Raw genomic sequence first — 16,155 nt, 5'->3', positions numbered from 1 at the left:
GTGCAACGAACGCTTTTCATAACAGTATCATTGCGTTGATGTGTAAAGATAATTTATTGTTTTTCATGAGAAGTCCGAAGATCTTAAAATTTTCTTATTTTAAATTTGGTTCTATTAAATCAATCAAAACTACGTTTCTTGTGTGGATCAAGCAAGGAGATTTGTATGCGTAAAAAACACTTTGGAAAGAACAATGTTTCTTATGAATTATCTCAAGTTTCAAGATCGGTAGCATAATTGGGTATTTTAGGAAAAATATTGAAAAGCAATGAGTAACATATGCAGAAGCTCTTACCAGAGAGGAGAGAGGAATTTTTAGAGTTAATATTTTTGCATCGTATAAGGGTAATCTCTTAAGAGGTGTCGCGGAGGATACTTGCTTTGGATGTGATTGTAATTTTGGGAGCGTTTGGTTATGGGAGTACTTTTTTATTTCGTTTTCCAGTTTGTTGTGGGGAAAATTAGAATAATAGAAGCATCAATATATTAGCCAAGCTGTAACTGCAACTTTGAAGGTTTGTAAGGCGTGTGTCTGTTGTTTGTAATGATGTTTTCTGTCACTAACTCATCAGTTATTTCTTATCGTTGTTTGAGAGAAATTTAAAAACTTTTCCTCCACATTGTTTTTTTAAGACTTTAAGGATTTTTTTAACTATATGAACCTTTAAGAGACTCCTTAAAAAACTATAAGAGTTAAATGCCTTTTTTGAGTGTTTTTTCTAATTTGGTGCGAATGTGTTCATTGCCGGCGATGATGTTTTTTTTACGGAATAGATCGTGTCCTCCTTCTTTATCGGTGACAAAACCACCAGCTTCACGAACCATCAGTATCCCAGCAGCCATATCCCAAATTTGTAGATTGTCTTCCCAAAAACCATCAGTTCTGCCAGCAGCCACATAAGCTAAATCAAGAGCAGCAGCGCCAAAACGGCGAACGCCAGCAACTTCCATCATCACATTGCGTAATTCAATCAGATAGGTTCCATGACCTGGACAACCAAAATGAGGCATACCTGTGGCAATAACACAATCTTCTAGTCTGCGCCGTGCAGAAACGCGACAGCGCCGGTCGTTAAAAAAAGCCCCACATCCGCGTTCTGCAGTAAAAAGTTCATCATTCACCGGATTGTAAATGACACCAGCAACAATTTTTCCTTGGCTTTCTAAAGCAATGGAAACAGCAAAAAAAGGAATGCCGTGGAGAAAATTTGTCGTGCCATCTAAAGGGTCAACAATAAAACGATGCTGAGAATCTTCCCCAATGATTTCTTCAGATTCTTCCATCAGAAAACCAAATTTCGGTCGTGCTTTGCTTAGTTCATTGAAAATAATTTTTTCAGCTTTGCGATCAGCTTGGCTGACGTAATCTGCAGGCCCTTTTAAAGATACTTGCAAATTTTGTACTTCACCGTAATCACGCACGAGAGAGCGTCCGGCTTTCATTGTCGCTTGCACCATGACATGCATGATTGCAGAATGGGCCATGTTTTCTTCCTTTATTTATCTTTTTCATTTGCACGACGCAAATAAATCAACTCATTTGTGTCTACAACGATGCGTTCACCGGCATTTATAAAGGGGGGGACAAGAATACGAATACCATTTTCAAGAATGGCTGATTTATAAGAAGCTGTGACTGTTTGTCCTTTGAGTGCAGGATCAGCTTCTGCAATTGTTACAACAACTTGATCAGGAAGCGTGATGCCAATAGGCTTTTCTTGATAAAGTTCAACTGTGACAGTCATTCCATCTTGGAGAAACGCTGCACGTTCTCCAACAAAGTCCTTTTGGAGTTCAAGTTGTTCGTAGGACTGTGAATCCATAAATATTAAAGCATCCCCTTGTTGATAAAGAAATGTGAAATCCTTTTGTTCAAGGCGAACTCTTTCAACCGTTTCAGCAGCACGAAAGCGTTCATTGAGTTTTGTGCCGTCAATTAAATTTTTCATTTCAACTTGATTAAATGCACCACCTTTCCCTGGTTTAACGGCATTACATTTCACTGCAACCCACAAGCTTCCTTGATGTTCGATCACATTACCAGGACGAATTTCATTGCCATTAATTTTCATCGTTTCCTTCCAATTCTATTCTTGCAGAAAGAGCTCTTTTATCTTTTATTGTTCTTATGACCTTTTATCTTTGCTGCTTTTAATCGTTGTTTGAGGGCTCAAAGCCTCTTGTTAGTCTGCTGACTCTCACAGGGCCCTATATTTTCTTCATTGTTTTCGCTCGGCTGCTTTCTTGCTTATCGTTTTTACAAAGAGAAAAGCTTAAGCGCAAAAGGACCTTTATGTATTTCTCTCTTCAGTTCTTTGCAAGACCATAAAAAGTGCTTCGACGCAAGCTTTTTAAAAAATTGTACAAATTTTTTTGTGATTTTTGGGGAATTTATCCTATTATTTCGTAAAATATCATCATTTATGGCGATGATAGAAGTCCCATAAAACTATGAGGTATTTTTACTAAGTGTGCGTGGTGAATATAAAAGGTGAAGTTTATAATTAATGTGCCGTGAAATAAACTATAGGAAATGCTTGTCTAAGAACTATTTTTCCCAGAGAGGTTGGGTTGTTTACCGATCGTGGTTTTCCAGTGTGAGGGGGGAAGTCTTTGTTTTTCAAAGTATGAGGAAATTAAAACAGAGATGCTTATAGAAATGTGTGCTCATCATCCTAAAATAAAAAAGCTCTTACAAGGTTAATATATTGACTTATAAATATAATTCATTCTTCTGCGTGTAGAATGCAAGATTCATATTAGAAGATTTTCTCATTCATAAGGGGGCTATTTTAAAAGATACGCGTGAGTGTTTATGAATAGAGCAGAGCTTATGCATGATGTTCGCTTGCATTTTTAACAAAGATGAGTTGTAAAATGGCTTTTTTACAGTGGTTAGAATTTTGAATTTTTTGAGCAGCAGATATTTCTCTGTGTTTGAGATGATTTCATCGTGGTGGTATGGGAATTGGTGTTTGTTAAGAGAACGCGTAAGGAAAGACAATAGGCCCATTCAAGCCATTGGCAATTTTTTAATGCTCTGCGTTCACACGATTTAAACCGTTTTCATATTTTGGGATTTGTTGGAAAGTGATATCTTAATGTTTGGTTCATATTTTTTGAGATATCTTCAACATTTTGTGTCGTCTAAAACGAATTTTTTGCTAATGACAATGTCGTTATCAAGCTCTTTGGTTTGCATTTTAAAATTCCTCTCGGGTGTGAGCGTTTTCGCATGGGTGTTCTGGGAACTTGAAAATATTGAGTCCAAATCATTTTTTTGCTTTTAGGGCTTAGATAACTCGAACAGAGAAAAATTTCCTGAAATTTCTATAAATTTTATCTTTTTGAAATAGAGGATAGCCTTTTAGAAAACAGGAAGAAGCTTTATTGCTTCTTTGTGAGCCTTTTCTAGTTGTGTGCTGTCCATGCCTTGGAGCATGATCTCAAGGTCAGGGGCTTGCATTTTTGCTTCCTTTGCAAGGATATACCATGCTGCTGCCATTATCGTATCGCCTTTTGTTCCTGTGCCGTCTCGATAAAGTCTTGCAAGGGAAATTTGTGCTGGTGCAATCATATTGATGGCATTTCTTTGAAGTAAATGAAAAGCACGGTGAAAATCTGTTTCTCCTCCACGGCCTTGCACAAGCCACTGAGCTAAAAGAAGTTGAGCTTTTAAGTGGTTATTTTGGGCCGCTATCTCCATGAGCCTGCGAGCATTACGATCATCTTTGGGGTGGTTTAATGTGCCTAAGGAAAGAATTTTTGCAGCAGAAAAAGCAGCTTCAGCATCCCCAAGAGCTGCCCCTTTTAAGTACCATTTGAAAGCTTGCTCGATGGCTTTATTTTCAAGATTTTGGGAAGAAACGCCTGCAAGAATTTGCATTTCGCGTGAGGCTTTATAAAGAAGCAATTGTCCATAATAAAAATAGGATTCCTTGACGCCTGCATTGACAGCTTTTCGGATAAATTGTTCACCAAGTTCTTGATTTTGTGTTACAAAATGACCATCAAATAACATAAGCCCATAGCGTAATTGTGCTTGAGGTTCTCCTTGTTTTGCAGCACGCTCAAACCATAACGCAGCACGCGCTCCATCAACAGGAACAGCACATCCTTCCATATAAAGTCGGGCAAGAAGAGTTTGTGCAAAAGGATCATTTTTTTCAGCACGCCGGAGTGCTTCGCGAAAAGCTTTTAAATAATAGCCTTGGATGTAATAGTCATAGGCTTTGTCATAATCTCCAGCTTTTAAGGGTTGAAAAGGTTTTTGTGTGTTTGAAGCTTCTTGAATCGTATTGAAAGAGCTTTCAAAACTTGAGAATTCTTCAGTATTTCCTGCAGAATTTGCAACAGAATTCGCAAGTCCTATCATTCCTAGGATAAGCAGTTTAAGATTTCTCTTGATCATGGATATTTCCTCCTCATTACCGAATAGAATTTTCACATTTTTCTTTTATCATTACAAGTCGTGTAAGAGTCCTATTTCTGTAATTACTTTTTATTTCTTCGTTCAGTTTTTCATCTTAATTAAGGTAGGTGTGGGTTTGTTTATAAAAATAGTACAAACATTGATAAGAGCTAGATTGTTTAAAAATAGTCTTGTTAAAAAACAAGGAGGAAAGAATGAACATATGTAAAGATGCTATTGCCTAGTATATTAGGGTTCATCATCCTAAAATAAAAAAGCTCTTACAAGGTTAATATATTGACTTATAAATATAATTCATTCTTCTGCGTGTAGAATGCAAGATTCATATTAGAAGATTTTCTCATTCATAAGGGGGCTATTTTAAAAGATACGCGTGAGTGTTTATGAATAGAGCAGAGCTTATGCATGATGTTCGCTTGCATTTTTAACAAAGATGAGTTGTAAAATGGCTTTTTTACAGTGGTTAGAATTTTGAATTTTTTGAGCAGCAGATATTTCTCTGTGTTTGAGATGATTTCATCGTGGTGGTATGGGAATTGGTGTTTGTTAAGAGAACGCGTAAGGAAAGACAATAGGCCCATTCAAGCCATTGGCAATTTTTTAATGCTCTGCGTTCACACGATTTAAACCGTTTTCATATTTTGGGATTTGTTGGAAAGTGATATCTTAATGTTTGGTTCATATTTTTTGAGATATCTTCAACATTTTGTGTCGTCTAAAACGAATTTTTTGCTAATGACAATGTCGTTATCAAGCTCTTTGGTTTGCATTTTAAAATTCCTCTCGGGTGTGAGCGTTTTCGCATGGGTGTTCTGGGAACTTGAAAATATTGAGTCCAAATCATTTTTTTGCTTTTAGGGCTTAGATAACTCGAACAGAGAAAAATTTCCTGAAATTTAAAAATATCCACAAGTCAGGGTCAATGTTTGTTTGATTTTTCAGGTTTTATAACTCTGTTGATCGGTGCGGAGGCAATCAAAGTCCTCCTTCGATTCGTAAAGTAGTTTCAGAAAATTTATAATAAAAATTAAAACAGTGTTTCTTAACATAGAATTGCTCAAGTGAAGAGATAGCGGGCTTTTCATGCAAGCAAAAATCAAGAAAGGAGGATGAGAAAAGTGTTTTGAGCTTTCTATATTTTGAGAACACCGTTTTACAGGACAATCGATAATTCTTGTGCGCATGAGGGGGGATTGAAGATGATAGCTTCAATGAATTGATATATGGTTTTTAACTTCATTAAAATTTGCACAGTCATTTGCTATTTGAAAAAGGATGGGAAGCAATAGTTTCTTAGTCTTTACAAGATGTGTTGCTTTGTGGGATGTGTGTGGTGTGGATGGTTTTAGGGTATGCGCTTTAATTCTGGCGGTTTTTATGCCTATTTGGAAAATCCCTGTAAAAGAAGAGGCTTTATAAGGGAAAATTTTCACATTTTTCTTTTATCATTTTTAGTAAAGATAGAGGATTATCGTGGGCAAAGATGATTTCTTCTATGGCAATGAATTCGCATGTGGTTTTTAAGATTTCATCAAAAGTTGACAAATCGCTTCCCGCTTGAATGATGGCAGGGGTTTCCATAATTTCGGCCCACCATGTTGCTAACTGGATATTGCGGGGATGCGCATGAGGTTTTTTATCAGCACCTAATTTTCCAAACAGAAGATAGTCAAGACCTGTTTCTGCTGCAAGCATTGCGGAATGACGATTCCGTAAATTGCCAAAGCCTATGATTTTTTGTTTTTGTTGCTGATTTTTGAAGCTTTCAAGAGCGTTAAGGTCATCTTCTATGTGCAAACCGTCCGCTTTTATGCGTCCGGCAATGCGGCTGTCATTAGCAATGAGAAGGGCAGCGTCATAGTGTTGAATCTCTTTTACATAAATTTGCGCTTGTTGTTGTAAAAAAAAGCCATCATCTTTCAATTTTTCAGAATCATAGAGGATGACGCATGCAAAAGACTTTGTTTGCAAAATTTGCCGAAAAAATGTGTGGGGGATGTTGCGCCGGACATCGAGTGTGAAAACTAACTGAGGAAAAAGAGATGAATCAATAGGTTTATTTTGTTGTTGTGTCATGTCAAAGCCCTGTTCCTTAGAATAAAGATGATGCTTAAAAATTAAAGTTTCAATTCTGTTTATGCTTCTTTGCGAGAAGAGTGATGATCATTTTCACGTAACTTCAAGCGAGGATGGGCGGGAGTTCACTGATGAAATCCCCAAGGTATTCTTAAGCATAATATGTCACTTTTTTTCTGTGCAAGATACGCATGGATGTTTTTCGTTCTTTTGTCTTTAGAAGACTTTTTCCTTAAAAAAATAATGCTTAAAAAGAAACTTGACTCTTAAAAATTAAAGTTTCATCCTGCCTCGCTTGTTTGCGATGAGGGTAATCACTCTTTTTATATGATTTCAAGAGGATTATAACATGTGGGAGTCCACTTATGAAAGATGAGGGTGTTTTTGAGCAGAAGATGCCACCTTTTCCTCGTGATACACGCGTTGATGTTTTTCGTGCTTTAGCTTTATTGACAATTTTCATTAACCATATTCCCGGGACTCTCTATGAGTATATAACACATAAAAATTTCGGTTTTTCTGATTCCGCAGAAATTTTTGTTTTGCTTTCAGGGATTTCACTAGGATTAAGCTTTCATGGGCGGTTACAGAAAAAGTCTTTTGCTTTTATTATAAGAAAACTTTGGCAGAGGGCTTTTCAACTCTATGGGGCATATCTCTTTACTACTTTTGTAACTTTAGGCCTTTTTTCAGGGGCATTTTTCTTATGGAAAACAGAAAAACTTTTATTAATGAATAACATCGGACTCTTCTTTAAGGAGCCTGTTATTGCATTTTTAAGTACCTTAAGCTTCGGGCACCAATTGGGATATAATAATATCCTTCCACTTTATATCGTTTTGATGTTGTTTGCACCTTTTATCCTTTATTTGGGGTGTAAACGGATAAAGTGGCTGCTTTGGGGTTCGTTTATGCTGTATCTTATCTGCGGATTTTATAAAATTGCTCCTCCCTCTTATCCTTTAAAGGGAAAGTGGTTTTTAAATCCTTTATCTTGGCAATTCTTGTTTGTTATAGGTTTAACCAGTACTTTAGCGCTTAAACAAGGCAAAAAAATCGCTTTTCAGTCTTTTTGGGTTGTCTGTGCGGCAGTGTATCTTTTGTTGGCATTCTTATGGGTTCGCTTAAACTGGTGGGGCATTTTGGGTTGGTTGGGCTGGACCTCTCCGTTGATTAATTTTAATAAAACCTTTTTAAGTGTGCCGCGTTTACTCCATGTTCTGGCATTATCTTTTGTCATTCTTTCGTTGCCGCGTGTCAATAAATGGTTTTATGTCTCTCAGAGACATCCTTTAGCAATCTTAGGAAAACACAGTTTACCAGTCTTTGTTACTGGAACTATTTTTGCGATGTTTGGACAAATTGTAAAAACAGTGATGACAGGAACGTTTTTTTCCGATAGCTTCTTAATGATAACGGGTATTGCCCTACAATTTGGAGTCGCTTATTATTGTGAGAAACAGTAATCTGAAAAACGGGCTTTTTCAAGAAAACTGATTCGTTTATAAAAAAATGCTCTTGTGGTGTTTGTTGGGCGTGGTAATCTTAGTCTAAAAGCACGTTGTGCATAAAATTTAAGAGAGGTATCAGTTTAAAAAAAGTATTATGGACAGCAACAAGAGAAACTTTTTAATGCTCTGTTCGTTGAGTGGTGTAATTTTGTTTAATACTTGGAGTATAAAAGCGTGAGCGTACATAAACGTCCATATGATAAACCTATTATCATGATTGAGCATAATGCTTTTGAGAATGCGTTTAATCGTCTCTATGAAGAAACAATGGCGCTGATTGAAAAAACCGCAGCGTATATTGACGATGAAGGAAAATTAGTGGCACGTTCCCTTTCGGCGGAAGTTTCTGCAGTCTATGCAAAAGAGGCTATGTATTTAAGTACACGACTTATGCAAATTGCTTCTCAGCTTCTTCTTTTGCGGGCAGAGCGCGAAGGGGAAATGTCAGCAGAGCAAATAAAAAAAGAAATTGTAAAAGTGTCACTTCATACACCAACCTTGCAATTTGAAACCTCGTATTGGCAGGAATTGCCAGAAATTTTTCGACAATTTGTTGCTCATTCATTGCGTTTAGAAGCGCGTGTAAGGTATATGCGCTGTGGAATGGAAGCAATAGGATCCTGTGACTTAGAAGATGATAATCCAGTAGGAAAACAAATCGAATTGCTGAAAACAGCTTTTGGGCGTTCTTAGAGGATATTTTCTTGTTTCTTTCGTGATATTTAAAGCAGTAGCCTCATTTTTTATAACTAGAATTTTACAACTAGAATTGTACGACTAAAACCAATTAATATGGAGTGGCTTTTTTATACCTAGCTGCTCTTTGAGCATGAGAAAAGGTCTTGAGCTTATGGCAGAAAACTCTTGATTTTGAATTATTCCATGGGATGGGTAGCTTGTGGAGAATTGATTGCAGTTTATTGCAGTTGGAACGCTAGTATGGTGTTTAATTTTGTTTTCACTATGAAAACGATCCACGCTAGATCAGATCTAGAAAAGTGTTGTAAATTAATTGATATCCATAAAATCAATGTAAATCTTGGATTAATGAGGATAACGTATTGTTTCAGATCTTCTTTTTAATGGCGTTCTATTTTACGTGAGAGTTGGAATCCCATTAAAGAACGTGAAAAACGAAAGCGTTAAGCAATGCGTTATCTCCATGATTTAAAATAACAACACATCCAAAATAAATAACTATCCAATGCTTTCTGTGCTCTATGCAAGATCATTGTGTTGTGAGGAACATATGAGAAAATACTTTTCAATTCTTGTTCATATCCACAGTGTTGGTGGCGTTATGGTATCAGGTAAAAGCTCTTGTAGTGAAATGGATACCATCCATTGCGCAGCATCTTTACTTTGGTGAATGTATATTGTAGCATCATCTGTTTTCTTGCTTGCGATATTTAATCGTGATTTTATGAAAATGATACAGAAGGGAAATTTTTATGCTTTGATTTTGAGTTATAAATTGTTTTCCTGTGATGTGTGAATGGTTTTGGTTGATTTCATTCTATCAAAAGGAAATGTTGGCAGCCGAGCAGGAGGGGCGGATAGGGCGTGTTTCTTGTGACCATTTAATGCAGATACGCGCTTTTTGGGATATTGGTGGCACGGGAGCTAAGGCAGATGCTACGGCGATATGGATAGCACAGTTTATTGGCAAGGAAATCAGAGTGCTTGATTATTACGAAGCACAAGGACAGCCATTATCGGATATATTCCGTAAAGCTGCCTTTCGTTGAATGTTATAATGTATAAATTCTTGGTTATGCCTCCTTTTTACTTGTTTTTGTATTTTGCTGCTGTTTTCTTTGCTGCTGAGCCTTTATTCGAGAAAGAGAAAAGTGTATAAACTCAAGCCTATGGCAGAGGCGATTCGTATTATAGGCATTGATCCAGGATTACGACGTACAGGGTGGGGCGTTATCGATCTTGTGGGTAATCGTCTTCAGTTTATTGCGGCGGGGACGGTGTCTTCTGATGTACAGTGTGAACTGGCTTTCAGATTGTGTCAGATCCACAGAGGTCTTTCGGATATTGTGCAACAATTTATGCCTCATGAAGCTGCTGTAGAACATGTCTTTGTCAACAAAGATGCTACGGCAACTTTAAAATTGGGGCAAGCGCGGGCAATGGCGCTGCTGGTTCCGGCACAAGCCAATCTTCCTGTTTTTGAATATGCGCCCAACAAAGTGAAAAAATCGGTTATTGGTGTTGGACACGGCGCTAAAGAGCAAATTCATAGGATGGTAAAAGTGCTCCTGCCACAGGCTGAATTTGATAGCAGTGATGCGGCTGATGCTCTTGCTCTTGCTCTTTGTCATAGTATGTATCGTAAAAGTATTGACCAATCTTATCAGGCTAGGATGGCGTTATGATTGGGGTTGTAAGGTGATTGGTAAATTAAAAGGTACCCTTGAACAGATCTTTGATGATCATATTATTCTTAATGTTCACGGTGTGGGGTATGTTGTTTTTGTGTCAAATCGGCTGCGTTCTTCTTTACCCTCTGTTGGGGAGGCGTTAAGCCTCTTTATTGAGACACATGTGCGTGAAGATGCAATTCGCCTTTTTGGTTTTGTTACAAGAGTTGAACAGGAATGGTTTTGTCTTTTACAAAATGTTCCTGGTGTAGGGGCAAAGGTTGCTTTAGCAATCTTGGGCACTTTATCGCCAGTTGAACTTGCACAAGCCATTGCCTTAAATGATGGTGCAATGATTAGTCGGGCGCCAGGTGTTGGTAAAAAAGTCAGTGAAAGAATTGTGGGTGAACTGAAAAGTAAAACACTCCCTTTTGAACAGGTGGTTAAGACTGTTTCGATTCCTCAGCGTGAAATGACCAATCAATCTACACAGGATGCGCTTTCTGCGTTGATAAAACTTGGTTTTGAACGGGAGAAAGCAGCTCGCGCACTTGCTCTTGCGATGAACGAGCTTGAGGAAGAAACAGTTTCTTCGGCTTTGTTGATTCGCCAGAGTCTAAAATTACTTTCTTCTCCTACTTAAAATCAAGGTCACAATGTATAAAGATGAAGACAAACGCCTTCTTGGTAGCGCCTCCCTTCCTAACGATCCAGATCGCTCCTTAAGACCACAAGTTCTCGATGACTTTATTGGTCAAGAAGCGGCGCGGGCTAATTTAAAAATATTTATTGAAGCAGCAAAAACGCGGCAGGAAGCATTGGATCACGTTTTGTTTGTAGGACCACCGGGTTTAGGAAAAACAACGCTTTCACAAATTATGGCAAAAGAATTAGGCGTTAATTTTCGTTCTACTTCAGGGCCAGTTATTGCTAAAGCAGGAGATTTAGCAGCTCTCTTGACCAATCTCGAGGAACGTGATGTCCTTTTTATTGATGAGATACATCGCTTAAATCCAGCGATTGAAGAAATTCTTTATCCAGCAATGGAAGATTATCAACTGGATCTTATCATTGGAGAAGGGCCCGCTGCACGCTCGGTTAAGATTGATTTGGCCAAATTTACTTTGGTAGCAGCTACCACACGTTTGGGACTTTTGACGACACCGCTACGAGACCGTTTTGGCATCCCAATACGCCTCAATTTTTATACGATAGAAGAATTGGAATATATTATTCAGCGCAATGCGCGGTTTTTTGCTGTCAAGATTAGTGATGATGGAGCTCATGAAATTGCACGCCGAGCTCGTGGTACGCCTCGAATTGCCGGACGACTTTTACGGCGTGTTTGTGATTTTGCTCTGGTTAAACAAGCAAAACAAATTGACCGAAAAATCGCCGATGAAGCGCTTTCACGCCTTGAAGTGGATCAACTTGGGCTTGATCTACTGGATCGGCGCTATTTGCTCCTGATTGCGGAAACTTTTTTAGGGGGACCAGTGGGGATTGAAACAATTGCTGCTGCTTTATCAGAACCACGCGATGCTATTGAAGATATTGTTGAACCGTATCTTCTCCAACAAGGCTTTATTCAAAGAACAGCGCGTGGACGTACGCTGACTGAAAAGGCTTGGAGCCATTTAGGGCTTTCTGCTCCTGCTTCGATAACATCTGGAAAAAGGCGTACTCAACTGGTTGATGCTCAAGATAGTTTATCACTTCAGACAACTTTATGGGATAGAGAAGATGATTAAGACATTCTCTTTTAAAAGAAATTGCATGAATATTTTATAGCAAGCATAAAGGTGTTCTTCTTTTAACATATTCCGTTTGAAAATGTTTGGAACTGTTGAGGACTTTGCGTTTTTGCTTTCATAACTTTAACACAAAAATATGGTCAATTTGTTGCTCTATAAATAATTGGCTCGATTAAATGATTTTATGGGACTTATGTAGATGACAGAAGGAACTCCTTTCAAGCGCAATGATATAAATGCTTTTCATAATTTTCAGGTTCGCGTTTATGTTGCTGATACAGATTTTTCTGGTGTGGTTTATCATGCGCGTTATCTTGAGTTTTTTGAACGCGGACGTTCAGAGTTTTTACGGGATACTGGGTTTAATAATAAGGTGTTAGCAGCAGGGGTGGAGGGGGAAAAACTGTTTTTTGTTGTGCGTCATATGGAAATTAGTTTTTTACGACCAGCCAAAATTGATAATCTTTTAGTTGTTAAAACACGTGTTAATCATATCCAGGGAGCGCGCTTTTTTATGGAGCAATCTATTTTGCATGAGGCAACCACGTTGGTAACAGCAAAAGTTGAAATTGCTTTGATTAATGAGGAAGCAAAACCGCGACGGTTACCTAAAGAGCTTTTTGCGAAAATGCTTGGTTAAAAATGTCCTTCATTGAAGAGATACTGCATAGCAGCCTCATGCGTAAATTAATCTCTCATCTAAAACCATCTAGTTTACATAGCTTAAATATTGCTCCTTTACCGTAAACAAGGACATCCGCTTCATCAAAGGAAAACACTTCTGCTATAATAAATTGAAGATGATATCCTACAAGATTCATTACGTCTCTTCCATGGCATGGTTTAAAATTAACGCGCTATCCTCATATTTTCTGCCATAAACTCAAAAGATTATTCTGCAAAGAAAACAGAAAAAAGTACAAAATATAAAAAGCGGATTAAGATTCATTTTCATGATAAAAATGTGCATTCTTTGCAAAAGATTGCAATAATATTACGATCAAAGTGATAAAAAACGATAAGGTTGAAAGTTATTGCAAAATATCCAAAGGCTGTTCTAAGAAATTTGTATTGTTTTTTTACTACAGTGTCATTTGGCCTCCTAAGAGGGAGCTTCTTAATTCATCGTGTGCATGATTTTATGCGTGCTTCTAAACGTCATGAATGAGTGATCAATCCATCCATGCAAAACCGAAATGCATTGTTGATTTAAAGCAATTATTTATCATTTCCTACTCGGAGAGAACTCAAGAGAGTTAAACACTTTCATTTCAAATCTGTTCGTGTTGAAACAATTAAAACCAGTTGCTTACACATCATCAAAGAGTAATGAGCAATATAAACTATTAAAAAATATTAAAATGTTGCTTATAGACCATCCTTAATGCAATAAGGATCAAATATCGCAAGTGAGTAAAGAGAATGAAGGAGCTGATTTGGATCTTTGTGAAGTAAAAATGGTGAAAAGTCTTTTTTACATCACAGAAGCTTTTATGTTACTATCGTGCTATCATGATGGATGATGAGCGTTAAAAGGTATTATTCCACAAATTTACAGCACAATGAGGATTGCATAAACTTACAGGGCGTATGGGGTGGAGTTTATTTTGATTTTTTTTGTTTCTGAGGCTGCAATTTCATTAAAAATAAAGGAAATAAAAGCCTGAGGGGAGGTGGTGTCTTTCGTGATGATAGCATATTTGTTTATAATGCTCATTTGTTGCGTGACAACACAAATGAAAATTCTGAGGCTTGTAAAAATTTTTTCTTTTCAAGTTTTTTACAGTGAATTAATCAAGAACATTTTTTTACATGTCGCAAGCAGGATGAGTGAGTGGGGCTAAAAATTATTAAGAAGAGAATAAAATATGAATCTTTTCAAGTGCTAAGGCTTATCACGTTTGAGCTGGAAATGCATAGGATATTTTTTTCATAAATGTAAAAGAGGGTGGTGTATCATAGATTTAATATCATACATTTTTATAGCATTTATGAGGAGGATTTATCATGATATCTTTTATAGATGCCGTTTTGGAATGAGGAGAATGTGTATTGGGGGATGTCTCTGTCATTATTTTTTTAAGAAATTTAAGAAATAGGTCTTGTTTTAGTGCGTGGATTTATGTGAAACTGAAGTTTTTTACTTAAATTTAGAAACTATAAAACAATCTATCTTATAGAATTTAATAAATGCACCTTTCATTTAGAGGGACAAAAATTATGCCGCACATAGAACTAACGAATCCAGAAACAATTGGAATGTTACATTTGTTTATGCAAGCTGGTTGGGTCGTTAAAGGTGTTATGATTGGGTTATTATGCGCTTCCGTGTGGAGTTGGGCAATTATTTTTGATAAAATTTTTACTTATCGAAGAATCCAACGTGAAATAAAGCAATTTGAACGGACATTTTGGTCAGGAAAAGCGCTAGAGGATCTTTATGCATCATGTAAAGGTCAATGCATCAATAGTATATCAGCAGTTTTTATAGCGGCAATGGTTGAATGGAAAAAATCTCTTGAAAAAGGGATCCATACATCGACAAGTTTGCAGAGCAGAATTGATAAGGCTATGGATTTAGCATTGGGACGTGAAAGTGAAAAAATAGAATCAAAACTAATTTTTTTGGCCACACTTGGATCTGCAGGACCCTTTATCGGACTTTTTGGAACTGTTATTGGTATTATGGAATCTTTTCTTTCTATTTCAGCGTCGCAAAATACATCGCTTGCCATTGTAGCACCAGGTATTGCAGAAGCGCTTTTAGCAACTGCTATTGGTTTGTTTACAGCAATTCCAGCCGTTATTGCTTATAACAAGTTGACCCATGAAAGTGTTCGTCTTATTGCACAAATAGAAAATTTTGCCAATGAATTTTCAACAATTGTATCGCGGCGTCTTGATGAAACACGCACAGTACCTTCCTCTTTATAATAAAGGAGCTTGCCTATGGGAATTTCTGTTGCTTCTTCTTCTCGAAAAAATACACGTGGTCGGCATCATTCACGAAGCCAACTGATGAGTGAGATCAATATAACACCTTTTGTGGATGTTATGTTGGTATTGTTAATTATTTTTATGGTTTCTGCACCTCTTTTGGTGAATGGTGTTCCTCTGGATTTGCCTCGTAGTCAAGCGGGGCCCGTACAAGCGCAAAAACCCCCCCTTACCGTTTCACTTGATGCGCAAGGGCGCTTTGCTATTAATCAAGATTATTATGAAACGTCACAAGCACTGGTTGCACAACTTAAAACTCTTCTGGAAGCAGATGCTACACAAAAAGATCAACGGATTTTTGTGAGGGTTGCTAAAACTATTGAATATCAGCAAGTATTAAAACTGCTGGCGGATATTCAAAAAGCCGGTTTTTCTCAAGTTGCGTTAGCAAGTTTAGCGCAATAAATAATGAACACTTAAATTGCGGCATAAGCGATTGTTTTTTAAAGAGATTAGAGTGATTAAAAATAAAAATATAAGATATAAATAAGGCATAAAAAATGAACAAAGACTCCTATCATAGCATGAAACGAGGCTTGGTTTTATCCCTTGTGGTTCATGTCATTTTTCTCAGTTGGGGAGTCATTCAGTTTGCAAACCTTGTTTCTTTACCACAACAATTGGAAACAATTCCTATCACTCTTGCTCCTTTGAATGAAGTGTTTTCCTCTCAACAAGGAGCTGTGGAGGCTCCTCTTCGTGCAATTCCTGCCGTTAAACCAACTATGCAACCACAGGAGAAAGAAGATGCGCGCTATATTGGGGAAGGACGAATAGATAATCTTGCACCTTTTAAGCCAAGGGAAAAGCTGCTTCCCGTTGAGACAACACCGCTGATGTCAAGCGAGAATGGGGCGGAAATATCTGCACCGGAACTTATACAACCAAAATTATTAGAAGCAAAAACAGAAGAGATTTTTAAAGCGTTAGAGGATGCTTCCAAGAGTGTACCTGAGCTGCCTTTAGAAGCAGCGAAGGATATTCCCAAGAGTGTACCTGAGCTGCCTTTAGAAGCA

Annotated in this window: 13 protein-coding genes and 2 pseudogenes; 10 read left to right on the top strand and 5 right to left on the bottom strand. The window is 37.4% G+C overall.

Annotated features, from left to right (window positions below; genetic code table 11):
• Nucleotides 1-693: 693 nt before the first annotated feature.
• The 4 genes from GGR08_RS02805 to GGR08_RS02790 form a co-directional block, all read right to left on the bottom strand.
• The gene (locus tag GGR08_RS02805) at nt 694-1,485 is read right to left on the bottom strand and encodes an inositol monophosphatase family protein (protein WP_183193876.1); all 792 of its coding nucleotides are present in this window, start codon (nt 1,483-1,485) and stop codon (nt 694-696) included.
• A gap of 11 nt (nt 1,486-1,496) precedes the next feature.
• Nucleotides 1,497-2,072 carry an elongation factor P gene (gene efp, locus GGR08_RS02800; RefSeq protein ID WP_183193875.1) on the bottom strand — a complete coding sequence of 192 codons (576 nt, stop codon included), beginning with the start codon at nt 2,070-2,072 and terminating at the stop codon, nt 1,497-1,499.
• A gap of 1,295 nt (nt 2,073-3,367) precedes the next feature.
• Nucleotides 3,368-4,411, bottom strand: coding sequence for a tetratricopeptide repeat protein (locus tag GGR08_RS02795; RefSeq protein ID WP_183193874.1), 1,044 nt, complete (start codon nt 4,409-4,411; stop codon nt 3,368-3,370).
• A 1,434-nt stretch (nt 4,412-5,845) separates the two neighbouring features.
• Entirely contained in the window at nt 5,846-6,508 is a 663-nt protein-coding gene (locus GGR08_RS02790) for a thiamine phosphate synthase (protein WP_183193873.1), read from the bottom strand.
• 365 nt (nt 6,509-6,873) lie between these two features.
• Between GGR08_RS02790 and GGR08_RS02785 the strand changes: the two genes are divergently transcribed.
• From GGR08_RS02785 to ybgC, 7 genes and pseudogenes are all read left to right on the top strand, one after another.
• Nucleotides 6,874-7,974 (top strand): OpgC family protein, encoded by a 1,101-nt coding sequence (locus GGR08_RS02785; RefSeq protein WP_183193872.1) that lies wholly within the window; start codon nt 6,874-6,876, stop codon nt 7,972-7,974.
• 219 nt (nt 7,975-8,193) lie between these two features.
• Nucleotides 8,194-8,712 carry a DUF1465 family protein gene (locus GGR08_RS02780; protein WP_183193871.1) on the top strand — a complete coding sequence of 173 codons (519 nt, stop codon included), beginning with the start codon at nt 8,194-8,196 and terminating at the stop codon, nt 8,710-8,712.
• A gap of 818 nt (nt 8,713-9,530) precedes the next feature.
• Nucleotides 9,531-9,740: pseudogene (locus GGR08_RS02775) on the top strand (PBSX family phage terminase large subunit); the annotation flags it as partial.
• Between the two features lie 147 nt (nt 9,741-9,887).
• Complete coding sequence (ruvC, locus tag GGR08_RS02770) at nt 9,888-10,403, top strand: crossover junction endodeoxyribonuclease RuvC (protein WP_183193883.1); 516 nt, start codon at nt 9,888-9,890, stop codon at nt 10,401-10,403.
• A gap of 13 nt (nt 10,404-10,416) precedes the next feature.
• Nucleotides 10,417-11,031 (top strand): Holliday junction branch migration protein RuvA, encoded by a 615-nt coding sequence (gene ruvA, locus GGR08_RS02765; protein ID WP_183193884.1) that lies wholly within the window; start codon nt 10,417-10,419, stop codon nt 11,029-11,031.
• 13 nt (nt 11,032-11,044) lie between these two features.
• The gene (gene ruvB / locus GGR08_RS02760; RefSeq protein WP_183193870.1) at nt 11,045-12,139 is read left to right on the top strand and encodes a Holliday junction branch migration DNA helicase RuvB; all 1,095 of its coding nucleotides are present in this window, start codon (nt 11,045-11,047) and stop codon (nt 12,137-12,139) included.
• A gap of 202 nt (nt 12,140-12,341) precedes the next feature.
• Nucleotides 12,342-12,782, top strand: coding sequence for a tol-pal system-associated acyl-CoA thioesterase (gene ybgC, locus GGR08_RS02755; RefSeq protein WP_183193869.1), 441 nt, complete (start codon nt 12,342-12,344; stop codon nt 12,780-12,782).
• A 55-nt stretch (nt 12,783-12,837) separates the two neighbouring features.
• Here ybgC and GGR08_RS08525 read toward each other — a convergent pair whose 3' ends face one another.
• Nucleotides 12,838-12,963 (bottom strand): hypothetical protein, encoded by a 126-nt coding sequence (locus GGR08_RS08525; RefSeq protein WP_281377802.1) that lies wholly within the window; start codon nt 12,961-12,963, stop codon nt 12,838-12,840.
• Nucleotides 12,964-14,362: 1,399 nt separating this feature from the next.
• On the opposite strand from GGR08_RS08525, the gene tolQ reads away from it, so the two are divergent.
• The 3 genes and pseudogenes from tolQ to GGR08_RS08170 all read left to right on the top strand — a co-directional run.
• Nucleotides 14,363-15,076, top strand: a complete 714-nt coding sequence (gene tolQ, locus GGR08_RS02750; protein ID WP_183193868.1) for a protein TolQ — start codon at nt 14,363-14,365, stop codon at nt 15,074-15,076.
• Nucleotides 15,077-15,091: 15 nt separating this feature from the next.
• On the top strand, nt 15,092-15,544 hold the full coding sequence (gene tolR, locus GGR08_RS02745) for a protein TolR (protein ID WP_183193867.1): 453 nt from the start codon (nt 15,092-15,094) through the stop codon (nt 15,542-15,544).
• Nucleotides 15,545-15,639: 95 nt separating this feature from the next.
• Nucleotides 15,640-16,155: pseudogene (locus tag GGR08_RS08170) on the top strand (cell envelope biogenesis protein TolA); the annotation flags it as partial.

Origin of the sequence: Bartonella fuyuanensis, assembly GCF_014197255.1 — a bacterium.
Taxonomy (GTDB): domain Bacteria; phylum Pseudomonadota; class Alphaproteobacteria; order Rhizobiales; family Rhizobiaceae; genus Bartonella; species Bartonella fuyuanensis.
Note: the sequence above shows the minus strand (reverse complement) of the source record. Positions and strands in the feature narration are given on the sequence as shown.

Bases quoted from the DNA above. Each gene is read 5' to 3' on its own strand.
- GGR08_RS02805 (WP_183193876.1), bottom strand. From the start codon at position 1,485: ATGGCCCATTCTGCAATCATGCATGTCATGGTGCAAGCGACAATGAAA.
- efp (WP_183193875.1), bottom strand. From the start codon at position 2,072: ATGAAAATTAATGGCAATGAAATTCGTCCTGGTAATGTGATCGAACAT.
- GGR08_RS02795 (WP_183193874.1), bottom strand. From the start codon at position 4,411: ATGATCAAGAGAAATCTTAAACTGCTTATCCTAGGAATGATAGGACTT.
- GGR08_RS02790 (WP_183193873.1), bottom strand. From the start codon at position 6,508: ATGACACAACAACAAAATAAACCTATTGATTCATCTCTTTTTCCTCAG.
- GGR08_RS02785 (WP_183193872.1), top strand. From the start codon at position 6,874: ATGAAAGATGAGGGTGTTTTTGAGCAGAAGATGCCACCTTTTCCTCGT.
- ruvC (WP_183193883.1), top strand. From the start codon at position 9,888: ATGGCAGAGGCGATTCGTATTATAGGCATTGATCCAGGATTACGACGT.
- ruvB (WP_183193870.1), top strand. From the start codon at position 11,045: ATGTATAAAGATGAAGACAAACGCCTTCTTGGTAGCGCCTCCCTTCCT.
- ybgC (WP_183193869.1), top strand. From the start codon at position 12,342: ATGACAGAAGGAACTCCTTTCAAGCGCAATGATATAAATGCTTTTCAT.
- GGR08_RS08525 (WP_281377802.1), bottom strand. From the start codon at position 12,963: ATGAATCTTGTAGGATATCATCTTCAATTTATTATAGCAGAAGTGTTT.
- tolQ (WP_183193868.1), top strand. From the start codon at position 14,363: ATGCCGCACATAGAACTAACGAATCCAGAAACAATTGGAATGTTACAT.
- tolR (WP_183193867.1), top strand. From the start codon at position 15,092: ATGGGAATTTCTGTTGCTTCTTCTTCTCGAAAAAATACACGTGGTCGG.